Source organism: Halorubrum tibetense (assembly GCF_055396225.1).
The window spans coordinates 2,301,450-2,323,225 of record NZ_AP043742.1 but is presented as its reverse complement, the minus strand read 5'-3'; the positions used below and the strand labels follow the sequence as shown (position 1 = coordinate 2,323,225).

The 21,776-nt window shown below is 67.6% G+C and carries 21 protein-coding genes; 10 read left to right on the top strand and 11 right to left on the bottom strand.

What is annotated here, in order from left to right; all coding sequences use genetic code 11:
• Positions 1–149: 149 nt before the first annotated feature.
• The 4 genes from cofC to fen form a co-directional block, all read right to left on the bottom strand.
• On the bottom strand, positions 150–854 hold the full coding sequence (cofC, locus tag ACZ5TV_RS11595; RefSeq protein ID WP_464383862.1) for a 2-phospho-L-lactate guanylyltransferase: 705 nt from the start codon (positions 852–854) through the stop codon (positions 150–152).
• 8 nt (positions 855–862) lie between these two features.
• Positions 863–2,041 (bottom strand): tubulin/FtsZ family protein, encoded by a 1,179-nt coding sequence (locus ACZ5TV_RS11590; RefSeq protein WP_379779026.1) that lies wholly within the window; start codon positions 2,039–2,041, stop codon positions 863–865.
• A 280-nt stretch (positions 2,042–2,321) separates the two neighbouring features.
• The gene (locus ACZ5TV_RS11585; RefSeq protein WP_379779024.1) at positions 2,322–3,218 is read right to left on the bottom strand and encodes a complex I NDUFA9 subunit family protein; all 897 of its coding nucleotides are present in this window, start codon (positions 3,216–3,218) and stop codon (positions 2,322–2,324) included.
• Between the two features lie 84 nt (positions 3,219–3,302).
• Positions 3,303–4,280 carry a flap endonuclease-1 gene (fen, locus tag ACZ5TV_RS11580; protein ID WP_379779022.1) on the bottom strand — a complete coding sequence of 326 codons (978 nt, stop codon included), beginning with the start codon at positions 4,278–4,280 and terminating at the stop codon, positions 3,303–3,305.
• 180 nt (positions 4,281–4,460) lie between these two features.
• On the opposite strand from fen, the gene fer reads away from it, so the two are divergent.
• The 5 genes from fer (at position 4,461) to ACZ5TV_RS11555 (ending at position 10,282) form a co-directional block, all read left to right on the top strand.
• On the top strand, positions 4,461–5,123 hold the full coding sequence (gene fer / locus ACZ5TV_RS11575; protein WP_379779020.1) for a ferredoxin Fer: 663 nt from the start codon (positions 4,461–4,463) through the stop codon (positions 5,121–5,123).
• Positions 5,124–5,187: 64 nt separating this feature from the next.
• The gene (locus ACZ5TV_RS11570; RefSeq protein ID WP_379779018.1) at positions 5,188–6,711 is read left to right on the top strand and encodes an outer membrane protein assembly factor BamB family protein; all 1,524 of its coding nucleotides are present in this window, start codon (positions 5,188–5,190) and stop codon (positions 6,709–6,711) included.
• A gap of 118 nt (positions 6,712–6,829) precedes the next feature.
• Complete coding sequence (locus ACZ5TV_RS11565) at positions 6,830–7,567, top strand: DNA methyltransferase (RefSeq protein WP_379779016.1); 738 nt, start codon at positions 6,830–6,832, stop codon at positions 7,565–7,567.
• Between the two features lie 96 nt (positions 7,568–7,663).
• Entirely contained in the window at positions 7,664–9,370 is a 1,707-nt protein-coding gene (locus ACZ5TV_RS11560) for an aldehyde ferredoxin oxidoreductase family protein (RefSeq protein WP_464383861.1), read from the top strand.
• Between the two features lie 99 nt (positions 9,371–9,469).
• Positions 9,470–10,282, top strand: coding sequence for a hypothetical protein (locus ACZ5TV_RS11555; RefSeq protein ID WP_379779012.1), 813 nt, complete (start codon positions 9,470–9,472; stop codon positions 10,280–10,282).
• Here the strand turns inward: ACZ5TV_RS11555 and ACZ5TV_RS11550 are convergent.
• The gene (locus tag ACZ5TV_RS11550) at positions 10,279–11,865 is read right to left on the bottom strand and encodes a PAS domain-containing sensor histidine kinase (protein ID WP_379779010.1); all 1,587 of its coding nucleotides are present in this window, start codon (positions 11,863–11,865) and stop codon (positions 10,279–10,281) included. The two genes, ACZ5TV_RS11555 and ACZ5TV_RS11550, sit on opposite strands and share 4 nt — an antisense overlap.
• Before the next feature lie 2 nt (positions 11,866–11,867).
• Entirely contained in the window at positions 11,868–12,563 is a 696-nt protein-coding gene (locus ACZ5TV_RS11545; protein ID WP_379779008.1) for a DUF5806 family protein, read from the bottom strand.
• A gap of 84 nt (positions 12,564–12,647) precedes the next feature.
• Between ACZ5TV_RS11545 and ACZ5TV_RS11540 the strand changes: the two genes are divergently transcribed.
• The 4 genes from ACZ5TV_RS11540 to ACZ5TV_RS11525 all read left to right on the top strand — a co-directional run bounded on the left by ACZ5TV_RS11540 (position 12,648) and on the right by ACZ5TV_RS11525 (position 15,351).
• On the top strand, positions 12,648–13,016 hold the full coding sequence (locus tag ACZ5TV_RS11540) for a universal stress protein (RefSeq protein WP_379779006.1): 369 nt from the start codon (positions 12,648–12,650) through the stop codon (positions 13,014–13,016).
• Positions 13,013–13,552, top strand: coding sequence for a GNAT family N-acetyltransferase (locus tag ACZ5TV_RS11535; RefSeq protein ID WP_379779004.1), 540 nt, complete (start codon positions 13,013–13,015; stop codon positions 13,550–13,552). Before ACZ5TV_RS11540 ends, ACZ5TV_RS11535 begins: the two co-directional genes overlap by 4 nt.
• 185 nt (positions 13,553–13,737) lie before the next feature.
• Positions 13,738–14,349: an adenylate kinase gene (locus ACZ5TV_RS11530; protein WP_379779002.1), complete on the top strand. Its 612-nt coding sequence runs from the start codon at positions 13,738–13,740 to the stop codon at positions 14,347–14,349.
• Between the two features lie 90 nt (positions 14,350–14,439).
• Complete coding sequence (locus tag ACZ5TV_RS11525; RefSeq protein ID WP_379779000.1) at positions 14,440–15,351, top strand: DUF106 domain-containing protein; 912 nt, start codon at positions 14,440–14,442, stop codon at positions 15,349–15,351.
• 263 nt (positions 15,352–15,614) lie between these two features.
• Here the strand turns inward: ACZ5TV_RS11525 and ACZ5TV_RS11520 are convergent, their stop codons facing one another.
• The 4 genes from ACZ5TV_RS11520 to ACZ5TV_RS11505 form a co-directional block, all read right to left on the bottom strand.
• Positions 15,615–16,877: a DHH family phosphoesterase gene (locus ACZ5TV_RS11520; RefSeq protein WP_464383860.1), complete on the bottom strand. Its 1,263-nt coding sequence runs from the start codon at positions 16,875–16,877 to the stop codon at positions 15,615–15,617.
• 113 nt (positions 16,878–16,990) lie between these two features.
• On the bottom strand, positions 16,991–17,845 hold the full coding sequence (locus ACZ5TV_RS11515) for an HpcH/HpaI aldolase/citrate lyase family protein (RefSeq protein ID WP_464384343.1): 855 nt from the start codon (positions 17,843–17,845) through the stop codon (positions 16,991–16,993).
• A 137-nt stretch (positions 17,846–17,982) separates the two neighbouring features.
• Positions 17,983–19,032, bottom strand: coding sequence for an isocitrate lyase/PEP mutase family protein (locus ACZ5TV_RS11510; RefSeq protein ID WP_379778994.1), 1,050 nt, complete (start codon positions 19,030–19,032; stop codon positions 17,983–17,985).
• A 106-nt stretch (positions 19,033–19,138) separates the two neighbouring features.
• Complete coding sequence (locus ACZ5TV_RS11505; RefSeq protein ID WP_379778991.1) at positions 19,139–19,579, bottom strand: hypothetical protein; 441 nt, start codon at positions 19,577–19,579, stop codon at positions 19,139–19,141.
• A gap of 166 nt (positions 19,580–19,745) precedes the next feature.
• On the opposite strand from ACZ5TV_RS11505, the gene thiL reads away from it, so the two are divergent.
• A complete protein-coding gene (thiL, locus tag ACZ5TV_RS11500) occupies positions 19,746–20,687 on the top strand; it encodes a thiamine-phosphate kinase (protein ID WP_464383859.1) in 942 nt (313 codons plus the stop codon).
• Positions 20,688–20,762: 75 nt separating this feature from the next.
• On the opposite strand, the gene ACZ5TV_RS11495 is transcribed toward thiL, so the two are convergent.
• The gene (locus tag ACZ5TV_RS11495) at positions 20,763–21,659 is read right to left on the bottom strand and encodes a PspA/IM30 family protein (protein WP_379778985.1); all 897 of its coding nucleotides are present in this window, start codon (positions 21,657–21,659) and stop codon (positions 20,763–20,765) included.
• Between the last annotated feature and the right edge of the window lie 117 nt (positions 21,660–21,776).

Below are 21,776 nucleotides of genomic sequence, written 5' to 3'. Positions count from 1 at the left end.
GTCCCGGCGGGAACGGACGCCGATTCCAACGGGCGGACGCCGAGCCGATCCCAACGGGCGGACGCCGAGCCGATCCCAGCGGGCGGACGCTGATGTCGACCGAACCGGACGAGGATATCACTGACGCCGACGGGACCGGCGCACCGGCCTCACTCCTCGCGGTCGACACCGACGCGGCCGTTCGTGGCGTCGAGGCCGACCCCGGCGTCACGGAGCCACGCCGTCGCGTTCCCGTCGCCGTGGATCAGGAGTTCGGCCAGGTCCGACCGCTCGTCGATGTCAGTCGCCAGCCGATGGGAGTCGACCACGGCGACGCTCGCGCCGACTTCCTCGGCGATGTGCCGATGGTCGAGGTACGAGGCACCGTGGTAGTCGACCCGGAAGGCGGGGTCACGGACGACCAGGGCGTTGGTGCCGCCGCCCCGACCGGGCGCGATCGCCACGTCGCCGCCGGCCCGGAAGAGGCGGTCGAGCGCCTCCGGGGTCGCGAGCGCGAGGTCCGCCATCACCACCGCGACCGGCTCCGATCCGGTCGGTTCGTGCCGGTCGAGCGCGTCGTTCACTGCCGTGGTCAGCGGCCGGGCGTCGACGGTGACGGGAACGTCGGCGGGGAGGGGACCGTTGGCGGGCGCGTCGGCCTCGACGTGTCTGTCGGCCTCGACGTATGTATCGACTTCGATGGGGGGGTCGATGTCGGCGGTCGCTAGAAGGCGTGGGTGGCCACCGGCGTCGATCACCGCACGGAGGACGTCCGCGAGCATCGAGCGCGCGAACGACTCGCGTTCTCCCGGGGAGAACACGTCGGAAAGGCGGGTTTTCGGGCGGTCGGTGGAGAACGGGACCAAGACCTCCATCCGGCCGATCAGAAGAGGGACTCGAGCTCGTCGCCGTCGTCGCTGACGAGGTCGTCGAGGTTGTCCTCGCTCTCCTCGCGGATCTCGTCGAGGTTGTCCTGTGCCTCGATGGCGACCTGCTGGAGCTCCTTGATCCGGGGGACGTTGGTGACCCCCGCGAGCAGGATCACGGTCGCGACGAACCCGGCACCGCGGTACGGGTAGTCGCCGCCCCGGACTTCCATCGAACCGGTCTGCTCTTCGAGCCACTTGCGGCCGCGCTCGATACCCTTCCGGTTGAGGTACTCCGGCGGGCCGGCGAGCACGAGCAGCGCCCGCTCCGCGCCCTCGATCTCACACGGGAGCGTGAGCCGACCGAGCGCCGCCTTGCGGACGAGGCTGGTGATCCGGTTGGTCGTGTGTGCGCTGTCGAGCTCGTCGCCGCCGTCGTCGTTTCGGAGCCGCGAGAGCAGGCCGCCGGACGTTCGCTCCTCGACTTCCTCCTCCGCGTAACCGACCGTGGAGACGCCGCCGCCGGAGAGGGTGTTGATGATCTCCGAGGAGTCGACGACGCTCTCCGCGACCTCCTGGCCCTGTTGGATCTCGCCGGCACCGAAGAGGATGCCGAACCGGCGGACGATCTCCTCGTTGATCTCCTCGTAGCCGCCCTGGACGGACTCGCCCGTCTTCCGCCAGGCGTCGTTGTCGAACACCATCAGGTTGTCTACCTCCCGGACGAACGTCTGGAACGAGCGGGCGGCGTTCAGCGTGTAAATACCCCCCTCGTCGCTTCCGGGGAGCACACCCAAGCCGTAGACGGGCTCGGTGTAGATCCGCTTGAGGTGTTTCGCCAACACCGGCGCGCCGCCGGAGCCGGTCCCGCCGCCGAGTCCGGCGACGACGAGGAACGCGTCGACCTCGTGAACTGGGATCGAGTCGATCGCTCCCTGCACTTCGTCGATGTCTTCCTCCGCGATCTCCGCGCCGAGCTCGTTGTCGGCACCGACCCCGTGTCCCTTGACACGAGACTGTCCGATGAGCACCCGCTGGTTCTCCGGAATGTGTTCGAGCCCCATTAGGTCCGCCTTCGCCGTGTTCACGGCCGCGGCCGCACGGACGATCTCCGAGCCCGTCCGTTTGTCGTACTCCAGGAACTTGTCGACGACTTTCCCACCCGCCTGTCCGAATCCGATCATTGCCAGTTTCATCGTGAAATCCCTTGGTCTCTGAAATGAGGAGAGTGCAATCTCGAATAAAAGGCTTCTGGTGACGTTACCAGACCTGAGATCCACACGATCCCTGTTTTGTGGGTTCCCCCCGCCTCTTCCTGCGGTTTTCGTTTCTGCCGGCCGCCGAAAGCCGGACTGATACTCCTGTTGACACGTTCGGGATCGGCCGGTCCGATCTGCCCCGTCGTATTCGTCCGGTCACCGGTCGATGTCGTCGCAGCTGTGTCACCGGTCCGTGCGGTCGCCAACCGTGTCGTGATCATTCGAGACCCAGGTACCCCGCGAGCGTGGTCATCTCCGACGGTTCGACCCCGAACGTGGAGGCGTCGTTGTCGGCGGTCGTGTTGTCGAATTTCAGCGATCGGTACTGGTCGGAGCCCATCGGGAACCCGGGGACGGCCCCCAGCACGCCCAGCCCCAGCCTCGCCAGCGGCATCGGCAACGGGACGATCGTCACGCCCTTCCGCTCGGCCTCGTAGACGAGCGTCGTCACCTCTCGGAGCGTCAGGGTGTCGGGGCCGCCGACTTCGTACGTCTCACTCACGTGGTCGTCCGATTCCACGGCGGCAACGAGCATCGGGACGAGGTCCCCCACGTGGATCGGCTGGAAGCGGGTCTTCCCGCCGCCGGGAAGCGGATACAGCGGAACGAGCGGGGCGAACAGCTTCTTCAGTCGTTTCGTGAACGAGACGAACTCGCCACCCTCGCCGAAGACGACGGACGGGCGGAATATCGTCCAGTCGAGGTCGCTCCCCGTCACCAGCTCTTCGGCTTGCCCTTTCGCACGGATGTACGCCGTGTCGCCGTCCGGGTCGGCCCCGAGCGCGCTCATCTGGATGAACCGGTCCGCGCCGGCGTCCTCGGCGGCGCGGACGAGGTTCTCCGTCCCGCCCCGATGGATCCGGTCGTGCATGACGTTGCCGCCGTCGGGCTCGAACAGCGGCGAGAGCGCGACGAGGTTCACCACGGCGTCGTGGCCGTCGACGGCCGGTGCGATCGAGTCGTACGCGGTGACGTCGCCAACGGCCGAGTCGACCCCCTCCGGTGTCTCCGACGGCGACCGGGACAACGCGGTTACCTCGTGTCCCCCGTCGGCAAGCGCCCGACAGAGGTGCGACCCGATAAATCCGGTTCCCCCGGCTACCAACACTTTCATGCCCACGGATTTACGCGGAATCACCGTAAACCTACCGTGGCGTCAGACGAGCCGATGACAACTGCTCGTTTTCTCCGGGGCGCGTCACGTCCAGCGGTCGAGCCCCGTCTGCACCTGTGATTCCCGGATGCGTTCGAAGCCGCGATCGACCTCTCCGGGGTCGACACCCCACTCGTCGACCACGTAACGCCGGGCCGCGTCCACGTCCGGGTCGATCGACGCGTCGAAGGCGGCGTCCGTCGCCGGTGGGTCGACGAAGAGCTCGCGAACCGCCGCGGCGTTCGGGATGGTGGCGTCGCGTGCCTCGAGCACGCCCCACAGGTCGCCGTGCTCCTTGATCGCCGTCACGGCGGTTTTCGGGCCGATCCCGTGGATCCCCTCGTTGAAGTCGGTGCCACAGAGCATGGCGACGTCGATCAGCCCCTGACGGTCGAGCTCGAGCGCCGCGAGCGTCGCCGACAGATCCATCAGCTCCGGGTTCCCCTTGCTGGTCAGCTGTCTGAGCGTCGTCGGCGCGCCGAACAGCAGCGTGTCGTAATCCTCGCTGCCGGCGTGGTCGACGCTCCCGGTCGCCGCCATGTGTGCACACTGCGCTTCTCCCTCCGCGGGCGCCTCGATCACCGGCACGTCGAGCAGGTCGAACAGCTCGCGGGTCGTCTCCTGTATCGTGTCGGTGAGTCGTTGGGTCCGTGCGGCGAGTCGGGCGGCCTCCACGGCGTCGCCGCGCTCCTCGGCGGCCGCCTGCCGCGTTTCGGCCCGCTCGCGCTTCTCGCGTCGCTCGGCGACCTCGTCGGCTTTGAGCTCGGTCAGCTCCCCGTCGAACACCATCACCGGGATCAGGTCGTGTTCGAAGAACTTCGGTACCCCCTGGACGACCCCGATCAGGTTCGCCACTTCCGTCCCGTCCGCGGTCGTGTACGCCTCGTCGCTCGTCCACTTCACCGTCGTCGTCAGGTACCGATACAACCAGTTGTGTGCGTCGACGGCGACGACGCTCCCCTCCAGTTCGTCGAAGGCGACCTCCCGGATCGAGGCGAGGTCACGGAGATCCGCGTTTCCCATTACTCGTCCGATCGGGGCCGCGGGTATTAAACGGTCGAGACCCGCGCGCCCGGGCCCGTCCGCATGGCTCCCCGTCCACCCTGCGAGCTCGAACACCGGTACTGGCATCGGGGCGGACACCGGCGGTATCGACGCCTTGTCGACGGTTTATGTGTCCGCCACGGCTAGGGGCGAACGGACATGGTGTCGCCGTTCGACGTGTTGGGGATCGACGACGACGCCGACGAGGACGCGGTCAGGCGGGCGTACCGTGACCGGGTGAAGGAAGCGCACCCCGACCGCGGCGGCAGCGTGGAGGAGTTCCAGCTCGTCAGGCGCGCGTATCGGGCGCTCACGGAGGAGGGAGCCGACATCGGGAAAGACGGCGACGGGAGCGACCTGTCGGACGTGGACTTGACGGCCGACGAGACCGCGGGTGCCGGGCCGACGCGCGTGGAGTATCTGGATTACGAGGTCATCGTCGACCGCGGATGGTCGATCGACGACGAGGACCTGTTCGGGAAGGCGGCGGACGCGGACCTCCCAGACGTCGACTACGGTCGGCTCCTCGTCGAACCCGACGAGAGCCTGCTCGAAGCCGCCGAGAACCGCGGGTTCGCGTGGCCGTTCTCGTGTCGTGGGGGCGCGTGTGCGAACTGCGCCGTCTACCTCGTCGAGGGTGAGCTCTCCCAGCCGGCCAACATCATCCTCTCCGAGGCGCAGTCCGACCGCGGCTTCCGGCTCTCGTGTAACGGCTACCCCCTCTCCGACGAGCTGCGGGTCGTGTTCAACGTCAAACATCTCCCCGAGCTCGACGAGCTCCGACTCCCGCCGGGGCCGTTTCGGCGGGCGCACTCGGACTGAGGTGGACAACGTTTTCCGTCACCGAGGCGTTTAATCGTCACGCATACAACGTATCGTCTAACTAATGAATTCGGGATCCGTGTCGCGACGGGACTTGCTCCGGCTCACAGCAGGGGTCGGTGCGAGCAGTGTGGCGTTGTCGGCGGGCGGGACACTGACCGCGACGGCAGGATCGACGGGCGTCGACGAGTTCTCGTGGCCGACCCTACTCGGCGGGGAGCAGCGCACGGGGACGGCGACGCTCGACCCGATCACGTCGGTCGCGGAAACCGCCTACTCGCTCGGCGGAACCGACCGGATTAGCGCGCCGGTCGTCGACGACGGCACGGTGTACGCCGGCAGCGACGACGCGCTCGTCGCCACCGATCTCGTCTCCGGGACGGGCGTGTGGTCCTACCGGGCGGACGACGCGTTCATCGCGTCGCCGGCGGTCGGTCCCGACTCGGTCGTCGGCGTGACGACGGACGGGGCCGTCGTTTCGGTGGATCGAGACGACGGCGAGGAACGGTGGTCGCTCGGCGTGAGCGGTCAGCCGGGGGCTCCGATCGTCGACGACGGCACGGTGTACGTCGCCGACTCGGAGGGAACGGTGTACGCGTTCGAGGCGTCGACCGGCGAGTTGACGTGGTCGGCGTCCTTGGAGGCCCGGTTCAGTACGAACGGGAGCAACGCACCGGGCCTCATGCTTCCGACCGTCGCCGTCGGCGACGACGCCCTCTACGTCAACGTGCCCAACAGACAGGTTCCCCCCTCACGGCTCGTTGCACTCTCGTTCGACGGGGAAGTCGAGTGGGAGTACGCGATCGACGCCGGCGTGTTGTCCCCGCCTGCGGTGACCGATCAAGGGATCGTCGTGAAGGCCGACCGCCACCTGCGACTGGTCTCCGCGACGGGCGGGGTCGAGCGGTGGGCCACCGAGTTGCGAGTGGATGCGAATCACCCGTTGGCCGTCGGAAACGGGCGTATCGCGCTTCTCGACGACGGGCTCGACGACCCCGTGCGGTGTGCCGTGTACGACCTCGACTCCGGGGAGCTCGCGTGGGAGTACACGATCGAGGGAGGGCGACGAACTGGCGGCGCGACCATCGTCGACGACGTCGTGTACGTCGTCGCGAGCACCGGGTCCAGAACCGGTCGGTTCGTCGCGCTCGGGCTCAACGACGGGCTCGAACGGTTCTCGCTCGACATCGATGCGCCGGATATCGCGTACGGCCCGGTTCCGGTCCCGAACGGGCTGTTCGTCCCCGACGGGACCGCCTCTCGGCTGGTCGTGTCCGAGGCGTTTGAGGACGAGTCAGGTTCGGCCGACGCGGACGGGGGGTCGGATTCCACCAGCAGTGACGACGACGGCGGAACGGGGGGCGACGACGACGGTACTGCCGGCGATACGGACGGAACCGACGGGACCGAAGACGGCGGGACCGGAGACGACGGGACCGGAGACGACGGGACTACCGGCGACGACGAGAGCGGCTGGGGGCTCCCCTCGTTGTCGGTCGTCGAGAGCATCGTCGTGATCGTCACGACGCTCGCGAGCGCGGCGTACGGCGCGATCCGCGTCGCGGCCCGATCGGCGACGGACGACTGAGAGAAGCCGGGGTGCGGTCGACGGCGGACGACCAAGTGGAATGGGAAGCCGATCGATCACGGGCGTGTTCGACGACGGACCGTGAGAGTGTTCCGTGTCGGGGTCGTTCGGCGAGTCGATGACTGACGACGGTTCCCCGACCGGGATGTCCTACTCGTTGTGCGATATGACGGAGTGGGAGGGCGTCGAGGCTGACCTCGCGATCACCGACCCGCCGTTCGGGCTGGAGTTCGACGGGAAGGCGAGCAACTACAACCGCGACGAGTCGCGCGTCGTCGATGGCTACGTCGAGTGGGACGCCGAGGAGTACGCCGCGAAGATCGACACCTTGCTCGACGTGCTCGCGCGGAACACGGCCGACGACGGGCAGGCGATCGTGTTCTCCGGTCGGGACAACAGCCATCAGGTGCACCGGACGGTCCTCGATCACGACGACTGGCGGCTGGAGGGGAAGCTCTACTGGGCGTACAACTTCGCGCCGTACTGTAAGAAACGCCCCGCACACAACGTGTACGAGCTGTTCTGGATGGTGAAGGGTGACGAGTGGTACTACACCAACGAGTGCGAGTACGACCACTGTCAGGAGGGGGAAGCCAACCTCTCTACGCTCGATATCAAACGCAACTACCTGACCGAGATGCCGAAGTACCCGACCCGGCTGCCGCCGAAGGTGGTGAAGGTGTTGCTCGACCACTTCTCCGAGCCGGGGGATACGGTGTTCGACCCGCTCGCCGGCGCGGGCGTCGTCGGGATCGCGGCCGCCCAGCGCGACCGGACGGCCGTGATGGGGGACCTGAACGCCAACGCCCGCGAGGTGTTCGAGGAGACGGTCGAGGCGCTCGGCGCTGTCGAGTAGGCGAGACCGACGCGGTTCGCCCCGCTCCGCGCTGTCGGGACCGCAAGGGACGCGGGCACCCGGAGGTTTATCGCCGTTCCGGTAAAGGGTAGTCCCATGCGACACGCACAGGGGCCGCTTCTCACGATCGACCTGACGGATCGGACGGTGTCGACCGAGCCGGTCGACGACCGACTCGCCGAGTACATCGGCGGTCGGGGACTCAACACCCGCCTCGCGTACGACCGGATCCCGTTCGATGTCGACCCCCTCGGGCCGGAGAACCGGCTGTTCCTCTCGACGGGACCGATGCAGTACTCGCGGACTTCTTACACCGGCCGAATGGCGGCGACGACGGTTTCCCCGCTCACGAACGGGCTCCTGTCGTCGAACGCGGGCGGGTTCCTCTCGCGGAACTTCACCGGCGCGGGCTACGGGGCCGTCGAGCTCGTCGGCGAGAGCGACGAGCTCCTCGCGGTCCACGTCCGCGAGGCGGACGGCGACGGCGACCCGGTCGTCGAGTTCGAGGCGGTCCCGGACCTGGAGGAGGCCGAGGTCCCCGCCGTCTCCGACCGGTTCGCCGAGAGCCACGGGCTGGAGGCGGAACACGTCGCGTGTATCGGTCCCGCCGGCGAGAACGGGGTCCGGTTCGCGTCCGTGATGGTCTCCGACAGCCGGGCGTTCGGCCGCGGCGGGTTGGGGGCCGTCTTCGGCGCGAAAAACCTCAAGGCGATCACCTTCGACGGCGACGCCGCGAGCGATGTCGACATCGAGTGGCCGGACGACGCCGGTGACGTCCACCGCGAGGCCGCCACCTCCGATTCGATCATGAAACGGCAGGGGACTTCGAGCGTCACGGAGCTCGCCAACGAAGTCGACGCGCTCCCGTCCTACTACTTCTCCGAGACTTCCTTCGAGGGAGCGTCGGGTATCTCCGGCGATCGCGTCGAGGAGAAGAAGTACCGCAAGGGGACGTGCTCGCAGTGTGCGTTCGCCTGTAAGCTCCCGACCCGGGACGAGGACCGCGGGATCGAGACGGAGGGGCCGGAGTTCGAGACCGTGATGGCGTTCGGGAGCAACGCCGGCGTCGACGACATCGTCGACGTGATGCAGGCCAACGAGCTGTGTGACACCCTCGGGATGGACACGATCTCCTGTGGCGACGTCGTCTCGATGTTCTTGGAGTCCGAAGACGAGTTCGGCAACGCCGAGCTGGTCCACTCGCTCGTCGAGCAGATCGCCTACCGGGAGGGTGTCGGAGACAAGCTCGCCGAGGGTGTTCACCGCGCACACGAGGAGTTCGGCGCGGCGGACTGGACGGTAAAGGGAATGCCGTTCTCCGGTCACGACGGCCGCACGCTCAACGGACAGGGGCTCGGCTTCGCGACCGCGAACCGCGGCGCGGACCACATGTACGGCGAGTTCTACCCGTACGAGTACCCGCTCGTCGGGAAGGACGAAGCGCTCGATCCGAGCGGGCTGGAGGGGAAACCGCCGAAGCTCGTCGCGAAGGAGAACCGGAACGCCGTGCTCGACTCGGCGGTGGTGTGTAAGTTCTCGCGGGGCACGGTCACCGACGGTCGGCTCGCCGCGCTGCTCGACGCCGACTACGAGGACCTGCTCGCGCTCGGCGGGCGGATCGTCGAGCTGGAGCGCGCGTTCAACAACGCTCGCGGGTTCGACCGGACCGACGACACGCTCCCCTACGATATCGAGGGATTCGAGGAGGCGTTATCGGCGTACTACGAGATCCGTGGCTGGAACGACGACGGCACCGTCCCCGGCTACGACGAGGGGCGGGTCGCCGGGGTCGCCGACGACTGATCCGCTCGTCGCTCGCGTCCGGACCGAGCGGGACGGGTAACGAAAACGGCTCTTTGTGTCTTCCCCGTTCTTATGCTCGCCTCGCGCAAGCGTCCACGCATGGACAGACGCGGGTTCCTCGCGAGGTCGGTCAGGGCTGCCGTCGGGGTCGGCAGCGTCGCCGGCGTCGTCGCCGGGAGCGGTTGCGTCGAGCGGATCGGTGCCGGGAGCCCGTCCCTTGCGGAACGCGACCCGCCGGATCGCCCGGCGTCGCTCACGGAGTCGTCGGTCGTGGAGTACGTGGCGGCCGTCGAGGAGGTCCGAACGCACAACGAACACGTTCGGAAGGGTGCCACGGAGCTGGACCTGACGACGACTGCGACGTTCGACTACGAGGCCGGCGACGGCTACCACGTTACGGCACAGCACGCCGGGACGGTCTCTCACGAACGGAACGGCGAGCGGTCGGTCGGCGAGCTGTACTCGCGACCCGTCCCGTACCGCGTAACTCCCGAGGAGACGATCCGGTTGTCGGTGGAACGCGATCGAATCGAGGGGGATGGCCCCGACGACGGAAGCGTCGACGCCCCGCTCGGTGTCCGCCTCTGTAACGCCCTCGACCGCCCCCGCGAGGTGACACTGGAGGTCGTCCGACACGAGACGGCCGACGGCGAGACGGCGGCGCTGCTCGACGGAGTATCGGTGATCGATCGCGAACGGACGGTCGGGGCCCGTGAGGCGATCGAGCTGCGCGGGATCGCGGCGACGCCCGGAACGTATCGTGTCATCGCCCACGTCTCGGAGAACGGGGTGACCGGACAGGGCCGGATCGATATCGAACTCCCGGGCGTCGACCGCGGGTCGAACGTCGACGTCCTCTCCACGCCGGACGGGCTATCGACGCGCGCGCTTCCGCCGTTCGACCCGATCTAGTCGCTGTCGTCGCCGTCATCACCGTCGTCGTCGCCGTCATCGCTACCAGTGTCGCCGTCGACGCGGATCCCGCCCACGTCGTGGAAACGGAAGCGCGCACCCCCGTCCTCGCCGTCGGTTACATCGACGCGCCAGCCGTGGGCATCGGCGATCTCGGCGACGATCTTCAGTCCGAAGCCAGTGCCGTCGTCGTCGGTCGTTACGCCCGCCTCGAACACTTCCTCGCGACGATCCGGATCGATCCCCTCCCCGTCGTCCTCGACGTAGAACCCGTCACCGTCCGGAAGCGTGCCAACGGTGACGACGACGTCGTCGCCGACGTGTCTGAGCGCGTTCGCCAGCAGGTTCTCGAACAGCTGGGCGAGCCGGCTACGGTCCGCCGGGACGATCACGTCGTCGGCGACCCGAAGCCGGTCATCGGCCATCCCAACGGTCGTCGCGACCTCCGCGACGAGCGTCGCTATGCAGACCGGCTCGACGTCGTCGACGACGTTACCCTGTCGCGCCAGCGTTAGCAGGTCGGCGATGATCGCCTCCATCCGGTCGAGCGCCGTCGCCACCGTCTCCAGCGTCTCGTCGTCCGCGGCGGTTTCGCGGGCGATGTCGAGGTGTCCGGCCGCGACGTTGAGCGGTGTGCGCAGGTCGTGTGAGACGAGGCTCGCGAACTCCTCGAGCCGGTCGCGCTCACGGGAGACATCGGCCTCGCGTGCGCGAAGCTGCCGCTCGCGCTCGATCCGTACGAACACCATGGTGACGCTGGCTGCCCACAAGCGCGCGACCGTCCGATCGGACGGGTCGAGCGCGTCCCGCGCCGTCGCGCCGATATTCAGGACGCCGTACCGCCCCAGCGGGAGGATCAACTCGCTCCGGATCGGCGTGTCGGGGTTGTGGCGGTCCGAGTCCTCGTGGGTGTCCGGCACGTACCGTGGCTCGCCGGTCTCGAACGCCTCCCACGAGAGGCTGTCCGCCGATGCGGCGTACGTCGGGTGGTCCCCGATCAGCTCGTCGGAGGCGTCGGTCCACGCGACCGGTTCGAGGGCGTCCCGGTCTTCGTCGTAGAGCCAGATCGCGGCGATAGCGAGGCCGAGCACGTCGTCAATGTACTCGATGGCCGCCTCCGCAGCGGCCTCGCGATCCGTCGTCTTCAACAGCTCCTGTGTCGCGCCATGGAGCGCCGCGAGCGTCTCGGTCCGGCGGTGAAGCTCCGCGGTCCGTGCCCGCTCGCGGCTGAAATCGACCGCCGTCGCGACCACCGCGACGTCGTCGTCGCGGTCGACCGGCGTGAGTCCGACCCGGACTGGGACCCCCGTTCCTTCCGTCCCGCGGCGACGGGCGTGGAGGTCCGGGCCGTCGGTGATCGACACCGCGGTCGGGTTGGCGAGGTACGCCTCCCAGCGGAATCCCGTCGACGCGTCCGGTTCGACGAGCAACTCGTCGACCGATCGTCCCACGACCGCCTCGCTCGGTTCGCCGAACACGGACTCGACGTGACCGTTGCCGGCGCGCACCGTGCCGGACGAGTCGATGACGAGCGCCGCGTCGGAGATAGCATCGAGGAGGCCGTCCCCATCGTTTGAGGCCACGGTCACTCCTCCGTCGGCTCATGGACGTGTCCACACTCCGGGCAGCGCACTTCCTCGCCGCGGAGGTCGGCCGACGACTCACGTACCTCCCGCATCACCGCCGAGATCCGGTCTTCCGCCTCCAGCTCGTCGGCGACAGCGAGGTCGACGCCCTCGACTTCGAGGAGGAACTTCGCGATCTCCGTCACCTCGTACATCATCTCGTCTAAGTCCTCCGCGGTGAAGAAGCCGGACATCGCACCGTAGAGGAACGTCGCCCCCGACTTGGTCACCTTCTCCTCGAAAGAGTACCGGGCCTGGTTGACCGCCTGTGGCGTGTACGTGTCGGTCATAAAGGGGACGAGCTCGGGGAGGTTCTCGCCGATCTTCGTCATCTCGACGCCCGTTTCCGTGCGGAAGTCGGCACACAAGCGCGCGATCGCCCACTCTCGGGCCGTGATGTAAGTGCGGTCGCGCAGGAACTCGTTGACGCGCTCGTATCGCGCCCCGTCCATCTTCTTGAACCGTTCGTACTTCCGGACGTCTGGCGGGAGCTCCTCGGTTTCTGACGGTCCGTCGGCGGTGTCGTTGACCTCGTCGCTCCCGGCGGTGCTCCCGCCCGTTCCATGCGGGGCGTCCTCGGCCTCCTCGGTGTCATCCGGTCCAGTCGGATCGTCGCTGCCCGGGACGTCCGTGGGAGGACCGGAGGAGTCGTTCATGTTCAGCCCCATTCGTCGTGTGAATAAAAGGGTTGTCCGTGCGGTCGCCGAACGCTTTTCTCCCCGGGCCGTGAGGGGCGCTATATGAAGGTGCTCTGTGGGATCGGCGGCAGCGACGACTCGTTTCGCGCGCTCGACCGAACGGTCGAGCGCGCGGCGGTCGCGGACGACGACCTCACCATCGCAGTCGTCGAGAATCCGGACTCGTCGACGGACCCGGCGGATGTGATCGACCGGGCCGAGGAGGCGGTCGCCGACGCCGGGATCGAGGCGGAGGTTCGGCACGTCGACGGGGATCCCGGCAGTCGGCTGGTCGAGATCGCCGAGCGCGAGGCGTTCGACGAGATCGTACTCGGTGGCGGCCACACCAGTCCGATGGGGAAGATCACGATCGGGCCGATCGCGGAGTTCGTCCTGCTGAACGCCAAGACGTCGGTCACGCTGGTCAGATGAGCGATCGACGGTATCCGGAAGCGGTCACCGAGGGGTTCCCGACGCCGCCGGTCACCTTCGCCGACCGGGAGGAGCGGGAGATCGAGGTGCGCGCGTACGACGGGTCCGTGGACGCCTACGAGGCGCTCGTTTCGATGTACGACTCCTTCGATCCAGCCGACCGCGCGCAGGGGATCCCGCCCGGCGGCGAGTCGCGGATCCGCGAGTGGCTCGACGCGATCCTCGACGACGATTGTCTCAACGTGATCGCCTGGTGTGGTGAGGACGCCGCCGGCCACGCGACGCTCGTCCCCGACGACGACGCCTACGAGCTCGCGATCTTCGTCCATCAGACGTACCAGCGCGCCGGAATCGGCACCCACCTCATTCGAGTGTTGCTCGGACACGGACAGGCGGCGGGCATCGAGAAGGTGTGGCTCACTGTGGAGCGGTGGAACCGCGCGGCCGTCGGCTTGTACGAGAAGATCGGCTTCGAGACCTCCAACGCCGAGAGCTTCGAGCTGGAGATGGCGCTCCGGTTGAACGACGGGGAGTGAAAGCCGATCGCCCCGAGTTGGCTTCCCCGCTTCGATCGCCCCGAGTTGGCTGCCTCGCTCCGATCGACCCGACTCGGCAGCTCCGTTTCGTCTCCTCTCTCCGTCCGGTTCCGTCCGTTCGGATCCCCCGGCAGTCCGCGGCGCGTATCTTCAAGGCTTTACGTGCGGCGGGCGAGCGCTCGAATATGAGTCACCGTATCCTTCTGTTGGGTGCACCCGGCGCGGGCAAAGGAACACAGAGCAAGAAGCTGGCCGAGGAGTACGAGGTCGACCACGTCACGACCGGCGACGCGCTTCGCGCGAACAAGGACATGGAGACCGAGTTCGGGACCCCTCGATCGTTCATGGAGGCGGGCGAGCTCGTCCCCGACCCGGTCGTCAACGAGATCGTCGAGGCCGCACTGTCGGACGCGGACGGCTTCGTGCTCGACGGGTATCCCCGGAACCTCGAACAGGCTGAGTTCCTCTCGGATATCACCGACCTCGACGCCGTCGTCTTCCTCGACGTCGACGAGGAGGAGCTGGTGAGCCGGCTCACCGGCCGGCGGATGGACCCCGAGACCGGCGACATCTACCACGTCGAGTACGACTGGCCCGACGACGAGACGATCCAGGAGCGGCTGGTCCAACGCGAGGACGACGAAGAGGAGACCGTCCGCGAGCGGCTCCGGGTGTATCGCGAGAACACGGAGCCCGTCATCGAGCACTTCCGCGAGCGGGGCGACCTCGTCGAGGTCGACGGCGAGGCGTCCCCCGAGGACGTGTTCGACCGGATAACCGACGTTGTCGAGACGTAATCGGTCGCTTCGCCGTGTTCAGGACCGACTCGACAGGTCCGAGCGGCGATCCTACAAGGTTCTTAACCGTCCGAGTCCAAACGGGTCGTAATGAGCAAGGTCGAACGGCGGGTCCGTGCGCTCGTCCGCGAGGACGGCGAGATGCGGGACGCCCTCGAAGTCGTCCTCGATCGTGCCGAGGACGACGAGGTGAAGTGGGTCGACGTCCGCGACGAGATAACGAGCGGCCAGTGGGGCCGACTCATCGAGAAGGAGGTCCTCGTCGACGGCGAGACCGGGTTCGCGATCGCGGACCGTGACGGGATCGAGGAGGGGCTCGAGGAGGACGACGACCTCACGAGCGGCGGCGACTTCGAGACGCCGGAGACCACCTCGTGGACGAAGTGGGACAAGCTGGCGCTGGTCGCGACGCTCGGCGCGTTCGTCGGGTACGCGGTCGCCCCGGTTCGCGACGTGATCGCCGGCGCGATCGACCTCGTGTTCGGGCCGCTGATGGGGATCGTCCCGTTTTACGTCGTTATCATGGTCCTCGCGCTCGCGACCGGCCTGTACTCGACGCTGCTGCGGGCCGGCCTGATGGACATGGAGAAGATGAGCGTGTATCAGGACCGGATGAAGGACATCCAAGAGCGACGAAAGGAGGCGAAAGAGCGTGACGACGACGAGGCGCTCGACGCGATCCAAGAGGAGCAGATGGAGGCGATGGGCGACCAGCTCGGGATGTTCAAAGAGCAGTTCCGCCCGATGGTGTGGATCATGTTCCTCACCATCCCCGCGTTCCTCTGGATGTTCTGGGTGGTCGGATACCGCGGCGCAGAGGCTGCATACCCGGCGATCGCGGCACAGGAACTCGTCGTTCCGTTCGCCGGGACGGTCACCTGGGACACGGGGATCATCGGGCCGATCCAGATGTGGATCGTCTGGTACTTCTTCTGCTCGATGGCGTTCACGCAGCTGGTCCAGAAGAGCCTGAACATCAGCATGTCACCGACGTCGTCGTAAGGTCCCGGTTCTCTCGCAGCGGTTTCTATTTATAAGGACACATGCTTGGATCGGGTACCCGCAGCGCCCCCCGTCATCCGTGCGACGCGTAGCGATCCACGCCGTCCGTTCCGACCGTGGAACCGCGGCCACTCTACCGACCTTGGAGAATTGATTGATACGCAATCCACAGCGCCGCGATGGCGGTTTATAAAACGTCCGCGACGAACGCGACGACGGCTTATAAGGAGTTGCCGATTACTCGACGACGTGTCAGCAACCGCTCACTGATCGTCGTCGGCGACCGCGTCCCCGTCGTCCGCGACGTCGGCGGCGACCGCCTCGAATGCCGCCAGTATCACGCGCTTACAGGCCTGTCCCTCGGTCGTCCAGTGTTGGGCGTAATCCAGCATGTCGTCGTAGATGTCCGGCTTACAGCCGGCCGCCTGCGGGTGACCGCCGCCGTTCACCATGCCGGCGACCTCGTGTGCGTGCTGGAACCCGTCCGATCCGCGGATCGAGGCGGAGCCGGCGGGCTTGACGATCACGGCGGCGTCGGCACCCTCCTCGCGGAGTCGCTCTGCCACCTCGTTCTGTGAGCATCGCCCGTACGTGACGGCGACGGTCCACTCACCGACCTCGTGGGTCACGGCATGCTCGACCGCTAGGTCGATCCGCGCCCGTTTCTCCTCCCGGCGGGAGGCGACGTACTCGAGGACGGTGTCGGGGAGGTCGGCCCCGTACGCGCCGATCACGGCCGCGTACTCCTCGCTGGCGGCCCAGTAGGAGTAATCGGCGAGGTCGTCGGACCGCGGGTCCTCCTTGATCCAGAGGTCGTGGTCGCGGGTGACCGTCGCCAGCTCGGACCACCGATCGTCGAAGTCGTACGGGAGCGAGCGGAGCGCCACGTCGGCGGTACACTCCTCGTCGGACTCGCCGACCGTGAGGTCGACGCCGGCCTCGCGCACGGCCGCAGCCACCGACTCGTCCCACTGATGGTGGTCGAACCAGCGGATCGACGCGGTCGACGCCGCGAGCGACTCGAGCTGATCGGCGATCGGCTCGAACTCGTCCGGACAGAGGTCACAGACGTACAGGTCGATCCCGTCGTCGGCGTACGCGACGACCCGTTCGAGCGCGGTGTCGAGCGAGTACGGTCCCGCCGACACCAGCCCGACCGGTGACTGCGTGTGTGCGTCCGCCGTCGGGTCGTCCCCGCTCGGGTCCTCCTCGTCGCCGGACGCTCCGTCATCGGTCGTGCCGTCGTCCGTCACGTCGTCGTCCGCTTCCAGCCGATCCGCGATCGCGGCCTCGAACGGCTCGACGTCGAGCGCGGCGTCTCGGGTCTCGCGGATCATTGCGGCGCAGGCGAGCCCGTCGGCGTCGCCGTCGGCGACCACGACCGCCTCGCTGCCCTCGATCGCCTCGCGTGCGCGCCGCTCGGCCCGCTCGTCGTCCAGCGAGTCCGGATAAAAGAAGCCCGTGCCGGGGAGTCGGGTGTACCGTGACCGCGGCCGCCCGGTCTCATCGATGAGGTCGTCGTCCATACCGGGGACGCGGGCGGGAGCGGGAAAACTCCGCCGCTCTCGGGCGGCGGTCTCCCGCCGGATGCTCCCCGACTTGCAGAGTGACCCCGAGCCCGTGAGGGGTCTTCGACGACCTACAGTATCCCGGCGCGCTCCGCGCGGGCGACGATGCCGCGCGCCATCTTGTCGGTCGCTTCGTCGACCATCTCGCCGTCGACGCTCACGGCCCCGCGGCCCTCGGCTTTCGCCTCCGCGTAGGCGTCGACGATCCGTCGGGCTTTCTCGGCCTCCTCACGCGAGGGAGCGAACGTCTCGTTGGCGGGGCCGATCTGGCTCGGATGGATCGCCCACTTACCGTCACAGCCGAGCTGGCTCGCCCACCGACAGGAGTCGCGGAACCCCTCGGTGTCCTCGATCTCGGCGTACGGACCGTCGATCACCTGCAGCCCCTGTGCCTTCGCGGCGTGGGCGATGCGGGCCAGCTGGTAGTGCCAGTAGTGGCCGGGGTACCCGCCTCCGGAACCGATCGTGAGCCCGGCCGCACCGACGTTCGCGGTGTAATCGCCGGGACCGAACACGAGCGATTCGAGCCGGTCCGACGCGCGGGCGATGTCGGCGACTTTCGTCATGGCTTCCGGCGATTCGATCTGTGCCTGAAGGCCGATGTCGCCGATCGGGAGGCCGGAGTTCCGTTCCACCTGCGTCAGCAGGTTGTCGACGGTGGCGACCGTCTCGGGGTTGTTCGCCATCGGCACCATGATCGTATCGAGGTACTCGCCGGCCTGGCCGACGACCTCGATCACGTCGTCGTAGAACCACCGGGTATCGACGCCGTTCATCCGGTAGCACGGGCGGGTGTCGGACCAGTCGTACTCGATCAATCCCTCGATCACGTTCTCGCGTGCGTCGATCTTCTCCGAGGGGGCGACGGAGTCCTCCAGATCGAGGAAGGCCTCGTCGGCCCCGGAGTCCGGCGCACGCGCGATCATCTCCGGGTCGGACCCCGGCGTCGCGAGCTGGCTCCGACGGAGCGTCACCGCTGTCGGGTCGGATTCGGGAGACTCGTTCGTCGTCTCGGTGTCCGCCTCCTCGCTCGTTGGCTCGGTCTCGGCGGATCCGCCGGACATCAGTCGTCCCCCCCGGCGGAGCCGTCCGCGGTGATCGGGTCGCTCTCGTCCTCGGTGAAGCCTGCCGACTCCTCCTGGCGCTTCTTGGCCTCGGGATCGAACTCGGCTTCGGTCTCCTGGTACCGCGGGACGAAGGAGAGCTCGTGGTGGCTCTCTGTCTCGTGGCCGATGTAGCGCTCTTCGAGGTCGAACTGCGCTTGCTCGTCGTTCTCGGCGATGGCGGCGAAGTCCTCGTACGCCGCGTGCGCCCCGGAGTGGAGCCCGTACAGCGTGATGAAGATGTACTGGTAGCCCAGGTCGCCGAGCTCCTCGAACGTCAGCGGGTCGTCCTGTGCGCCCCACTCGAACGAGGAGGAGTAGTTGAACGCCAGATCCAGGTCCGGGTGCGTCTCGTGGATCGTCTCCGCGTATTCGATCGCGTCCTCGCGGGACGGGTCGGGCATCTCGGGCCAGACGAGGTCGACGCCGGCGTCGGCGTAGATCCGCCCGCGTTCGAGGTGTTCCTCCCAGTCGCCGTTGGCCGACCCGTAGGCGTCGGTTCGCGCGATGATCACCGTGTCCTCGCTCTGTTTGGCGTCGACCGCGGCCTCGAACCGGGATCGGGCCTGCTCGCGGGAAACGATCTGTTTGCCGGCGATGTGGCCACAGCGTTTCGGCGAGGTCTGGTCCTCGATGTGGACGGCGGCCACGCCGGCCTTCTCGTACTCGCGGACCGCACGGCGGACGTTGTGGACGCCGCCGTAGCCGGTGTCGCAGTCGGCGATGATCGGCAGGTTCGTCGCCTCGACCATGCGTTTGGCGTTCTCGACCATCTCGGTCATCGTGACCATCTCTAGGTCGGGGAAGCCGAACTGGCCGAGCACCGTCGAGTAGCCGCTCATGTACGCGGCGTCCAGCCCGGCCATCTCCGCAAGGCGGGCGTCGAGCGCGTGGTAGATCCCGGGTGCGAACGTGTACTCCTGCTCGTCGAAGCGCTCGCGGAGCTGCCTGCCTGCCGGGTTGTCGATATCTCTGGTATACACGTCGTCGTCGAGTTCGTTGGGATACATCGAAGTCACTCCGTCTTCGTATCGTCGCGGCGGTCGCTCGCGCTGGGCGTGAACGTCGTCGGGTCGGGTCGCGGCCCGTCACCGGTTCCCGCCATCGGAACGGCCGTCATCGGGCCCCCCCGTCGGTTGCCGCACGACGGGTCGGGCGAAGGTCGGGAACCAGCGGCGCGTCCTGCTCCTCCGTCGTCGGCGGGCGCGTCGGACGCTGCGCTTTTTCGAAGGTGGTCGCTAGAGGGTCGTTCGTGGCGTCCGTGGCCGCCGGGAACATCGGGACGATGGGCGCACCGGCTTCCTCGGTGATCGGCGTGCGGCCGGGGATCGGTCGTGGAGAACTGTCGGTCGATGGTCGATCCGTTTCGGATCGGCCGGTCCCGTCGGGCGTCGTACCCTCAGGCGTCGTGTCGTCAGTTTGCTGTCGGTTCGTCGTGTCCGCGTTCGTGGTGTCTTCAGGTGTCATCCGGTGTGGGTGGTTGTGGCGGTCGTCTGGTGATCGAACGATCCGTGGGTCGTGTTGCTGCGTGTCCGCGTACGGGTACTGACATTGCACTCGGTGCGTCGGGAACACCGGTAATAAACATAATGATTGATAATGATAATATTAGTTAATGTCTTAAGCGTCTTTATATGGTCTACGTCAACGAGACACACGGACTGCCACGCGACGACCGATCGGACCTACCCATATAAATCGGTCCGCATCCGTACGACCACGTGTGAACGAGCGCGACGCCCTCCGACGGCTCGCGGCGGACTTGCCACACGCGGGCGACGACGCGGCCGTCGTCGGCGACACCGTCATCACGACGGACATGCTCCACGAGCGGACCGACTTTCCACCGGGAACGGCACGGTACACCGCAGGATGGCGGTCGGTCGGCGCGTCGCTCTCCGACGTGGCGGCGATGGGTGCCGAGGCGACCGCGGCGGTCGCCGTCTACGCCGACGACGCGTTCGACCCGACCGAGCTCGACGAGTTCGTCGCCGGCGCGGTCGACGTCTGTGAGTCGGTCGACGCCGAGTACGTTGGCGGCGATCTCGACACCCACACGGAGTTCACCACGGCGACGACCGCGATCGGGTCCGTCACGGACGCGGGTCCGGTGTTCCGCTCCGGCGCGGAGCCCGGGGATGCCCTCTGTGTCACCGGCCGGCTAGGCCGGTCGGCAGCGGCCCTCCGGCTGTTCGACCGCGAAACCGACGCGGCCGTCGAACGCGCGAACGAGCTGTTCCGGTTCACGCCGCGGGTCGCGGACGGCCGAGCGCTCGCCGCTGACGCGACGGCAATGATGGACTCCTCCGACGGACTCGCACGGTCACTTCACCAGCTCGCGGAAGCAAGCGATGTCGGCTTCAGCGTCGACCGCGACGCCCTCCCGGTCCATCCGGCGGTCGCCGAGACGAGCGGGGAGACGACCGACGCGAGTGGTGAGAGCCCAGTCGGCGGATCGGGCGACGAGGCGACCGATCGGTTCGAGATGGCCGTCCACTTCGGCGAGGACTTCGAGCTCGTGTGTACGGTCCCGCCGGCGGCAGTCGACCGGCTGCGGGACGCCTGCCCGGCGGGACTCACGCGGGTGGGAACCGTTACGGAACCGGAAGCCGGCGTCACCGCCGACGGCGACCCGCTCCCCGACCGGGGATACACTCACGGCTAACCGGATCGGTGCGTCGTCGCGGCGACGGGCGGCGGAAAACCGGTCGGTTCGTCGGCCCGGAGGGAGGTATCCGGGTCAGTTCCGCGGTTCGTCGGCGTCCACTTCCGACTCTTCCAGCTCCACGTCCGCCTCGACGCCCGTTTCGACGTCGATCTCCTCGTCGAGGTCGGCTTCGAGATCGGACTCGTCGAGGTCGGCCTGGAGGTCGTCGAGCTCCGCGTCGATCTCCTCGTCGGTCGCGGACTCCCCGTTCGCGTCCTCGGCGGGGGCCTCGGCCTTCCCGAGCTCGCCTTTCAGCGTCTCCAGCTCCGCGTCGACCTCGCTGTTGGTGGTGAGCCCGTCGAGCTCGCGGTCGATGTCGTCTTTGTCCGAGAGCGCGTCCTCGAACGCGCCGCTGTCCTGAAGCTCGTCCATCGCCTCGGCCCGTGCCTCCATCTCCTCGGTGCGTTCTTCGGCCCGTTCGATGGAGCGGCTCACGTCCTCCATCTCGTCGCCGACGCCCGTCATCGCCTCGCTGACGCGCGAAGAGGCTTCGGCGGCCTCGTAGCGGGCCTTCATCGTCTCCTTCTTCGTTCGGAACTCCTCGATCCGGTTCTGCAGCTCGTTCTTCTTGTCGACGAGCTGCTCTTGAGTGTTGTTGAGCTCCGCTATCTGGCCTTCCAGCTCCTCGATCTGGCTCATCTTCGATTTCTTCTTTTCGAGAGCCTTGCGTGCAAGGTCGTCACGGTCCTGCTGGACGGCCTCGCGGGCCTGCCGGTTGTGCTTCTCGACGTTCTCCTCGAGCTTGCGTTTTTGGATCTCCAGACGCTTCTTCTGGGTCGTGAGGTCCGCGATCCCCTGTTTGACGTCTTGGAGCTCGTCACGCATCTGTTCGTACGAGTAATCGAGCGTCTCCGTGGGGTCCTCCGCCCGATTGAGGAGGGCGTTCACCTTCGAGCGGATGACGTAGGAGGCGCGCGAGAGGATTCCCATACGTGTCATACACGCTCCACCCGTTAAAACCTCATGTGGTTCGGTTGCCGGAATCGGCCGGACCGCCGGTCCGATCCGACCGTGATCGGTCGTCGGACGATCGACACCCGGAGCGTC

Excerpts from the sequence above, each read along its gene's own strand:
- cofC (WP_464383862.1), bottom strand. The coding sequence starts at position 854 with ATGGAGGTCTTGGTCCCGTTCTCCACCGACCGCCCGAAAACCCGCCTT.
- ACZ5TV_RS11590 (WP_379779026.1), bottom strand. The coding sequence starts at position 2,041 with ATGAAACTGGCAATGATCGGATTCGGACAGGCGGGTGGGAAAGTCGTC.
- ACZ5TV_RS11585 (WP_379779024.1), bottom strand. The coding sequence starts at position 3,218 with ATGAAAGTGTTGGTAGCCGGGGGAACCGGATTTATCGGGTCGCACCTC.
- fen (WP_379779022.1), bottom strand. The coding sequence starts at position 4,280 with ATGGGAAACGCGGATCTCCGTGACCTCGCCTCGATCCGGGAGGTCGCC.
- fer (WP_379779020.1), top strand. The coding sequence starts at position 4,461 with ATGGTGTCGCCGTTCGACGTGTTGGGGATCGACGACGACGCCGACGAG.
- ACZ5TV_RS11570 (WP_379779018.1), top strand. The coding sequence starts at position 5,188 with ATGAATTCGGGATCCGTGTCGCGACGGGACTTGCTCCGGCTCACAGCA.
- ACZ5TV_RS11565 (WP_379779016.1), top strand. The coding sequence starts at position 6,830 with ATGACTGACGACGGTTCCCCGACCGGGATGTCCTACTCGTTGTGCGAT.
- ACZ5TV_RS11560 (WP_464383861.1), top strand. The coding sequence starts at position 7,664 with ATGCGACACGCACAGGGGCCGCTTCTCACGATCGACCTGACGGATCGG.
- ACZ5TV_RS11555 (WP_379779012.1), top strand. The coding sequence starts at position 9,470 with ATGGACAGACGCGGGTTCCTCGCGAGGTCGGTCAGGGCTGCCGTCGGG.
- ACZ5TV_RS11545 (WP_379779008.1), bottom strand. The coding sequence starts at position 12,563 with ATGAACGACTCCTCCGGTCCTCCCACGGACGTCCCGGGCAGCGACGAT.
- ACZ5TV_RS11540 (WP_379779006.1), top strand. The coding sequence starts at position 12,648 with ATGAAGGTGCTCTGTGGGATCGGCGGCAGCGACGACTCGTTTCGCGCG.
- ACZ5TV_RS11535 (WP_379779004.1), top strand. The coding sequence starts at position 13,013 with ATGAGCGATCGACGGTATCCGGAAGCGGTCACCGAGGGGTTCCCGACG.
- ACZ5TV_RS11530 (WP_379779002.1), top strand. The coding sequence starts at position 13,738 with ATGAGTCACCGTATCCTTCTGTTGGGTGCACCCGGCGCGGGCAAAGGA.
- ACZ5TV_RS11525 (WP_379779000.1), top strand. The coding sequence starts at position 14,440 with ATGAGCAAGGTCGAACGGCGGGTCCGTGCGCTCGTCCGCGAGGACGGC.
- ACZ5TV_RS11520 (WP_464383860.1), bottom strand. The coding sequence starts at position 16,877 with ATGGACGACGACCTCATCGATGAGACCGGGCGGCCGCGGTCACGGTAC.
- ACZ5TV_RS11515 (WP_464384343.1), bottom strand. The coding sequence starts at position 17,845 with ATGATCGCGCGTGCGCCGGACTCCGGGGCCGACGAGGCCTTCCTCGAT.
- ACZ5TV_RS11510 (WP_379778994.1), bottom strand. The coding sequence starts at position 19,032 with ATGTATCCCAACGAACTCGACGACGACGTGTATACCAGAGATATCGAC.
- ACZ5TV_RS11495 (WP_379778985.1), bottom strand. The coding sequence starts at position 21,659 with ATGGGAATCCTCTCGCGCGCCTCCTACGTCATCCGCTCGAAGGTGAAC.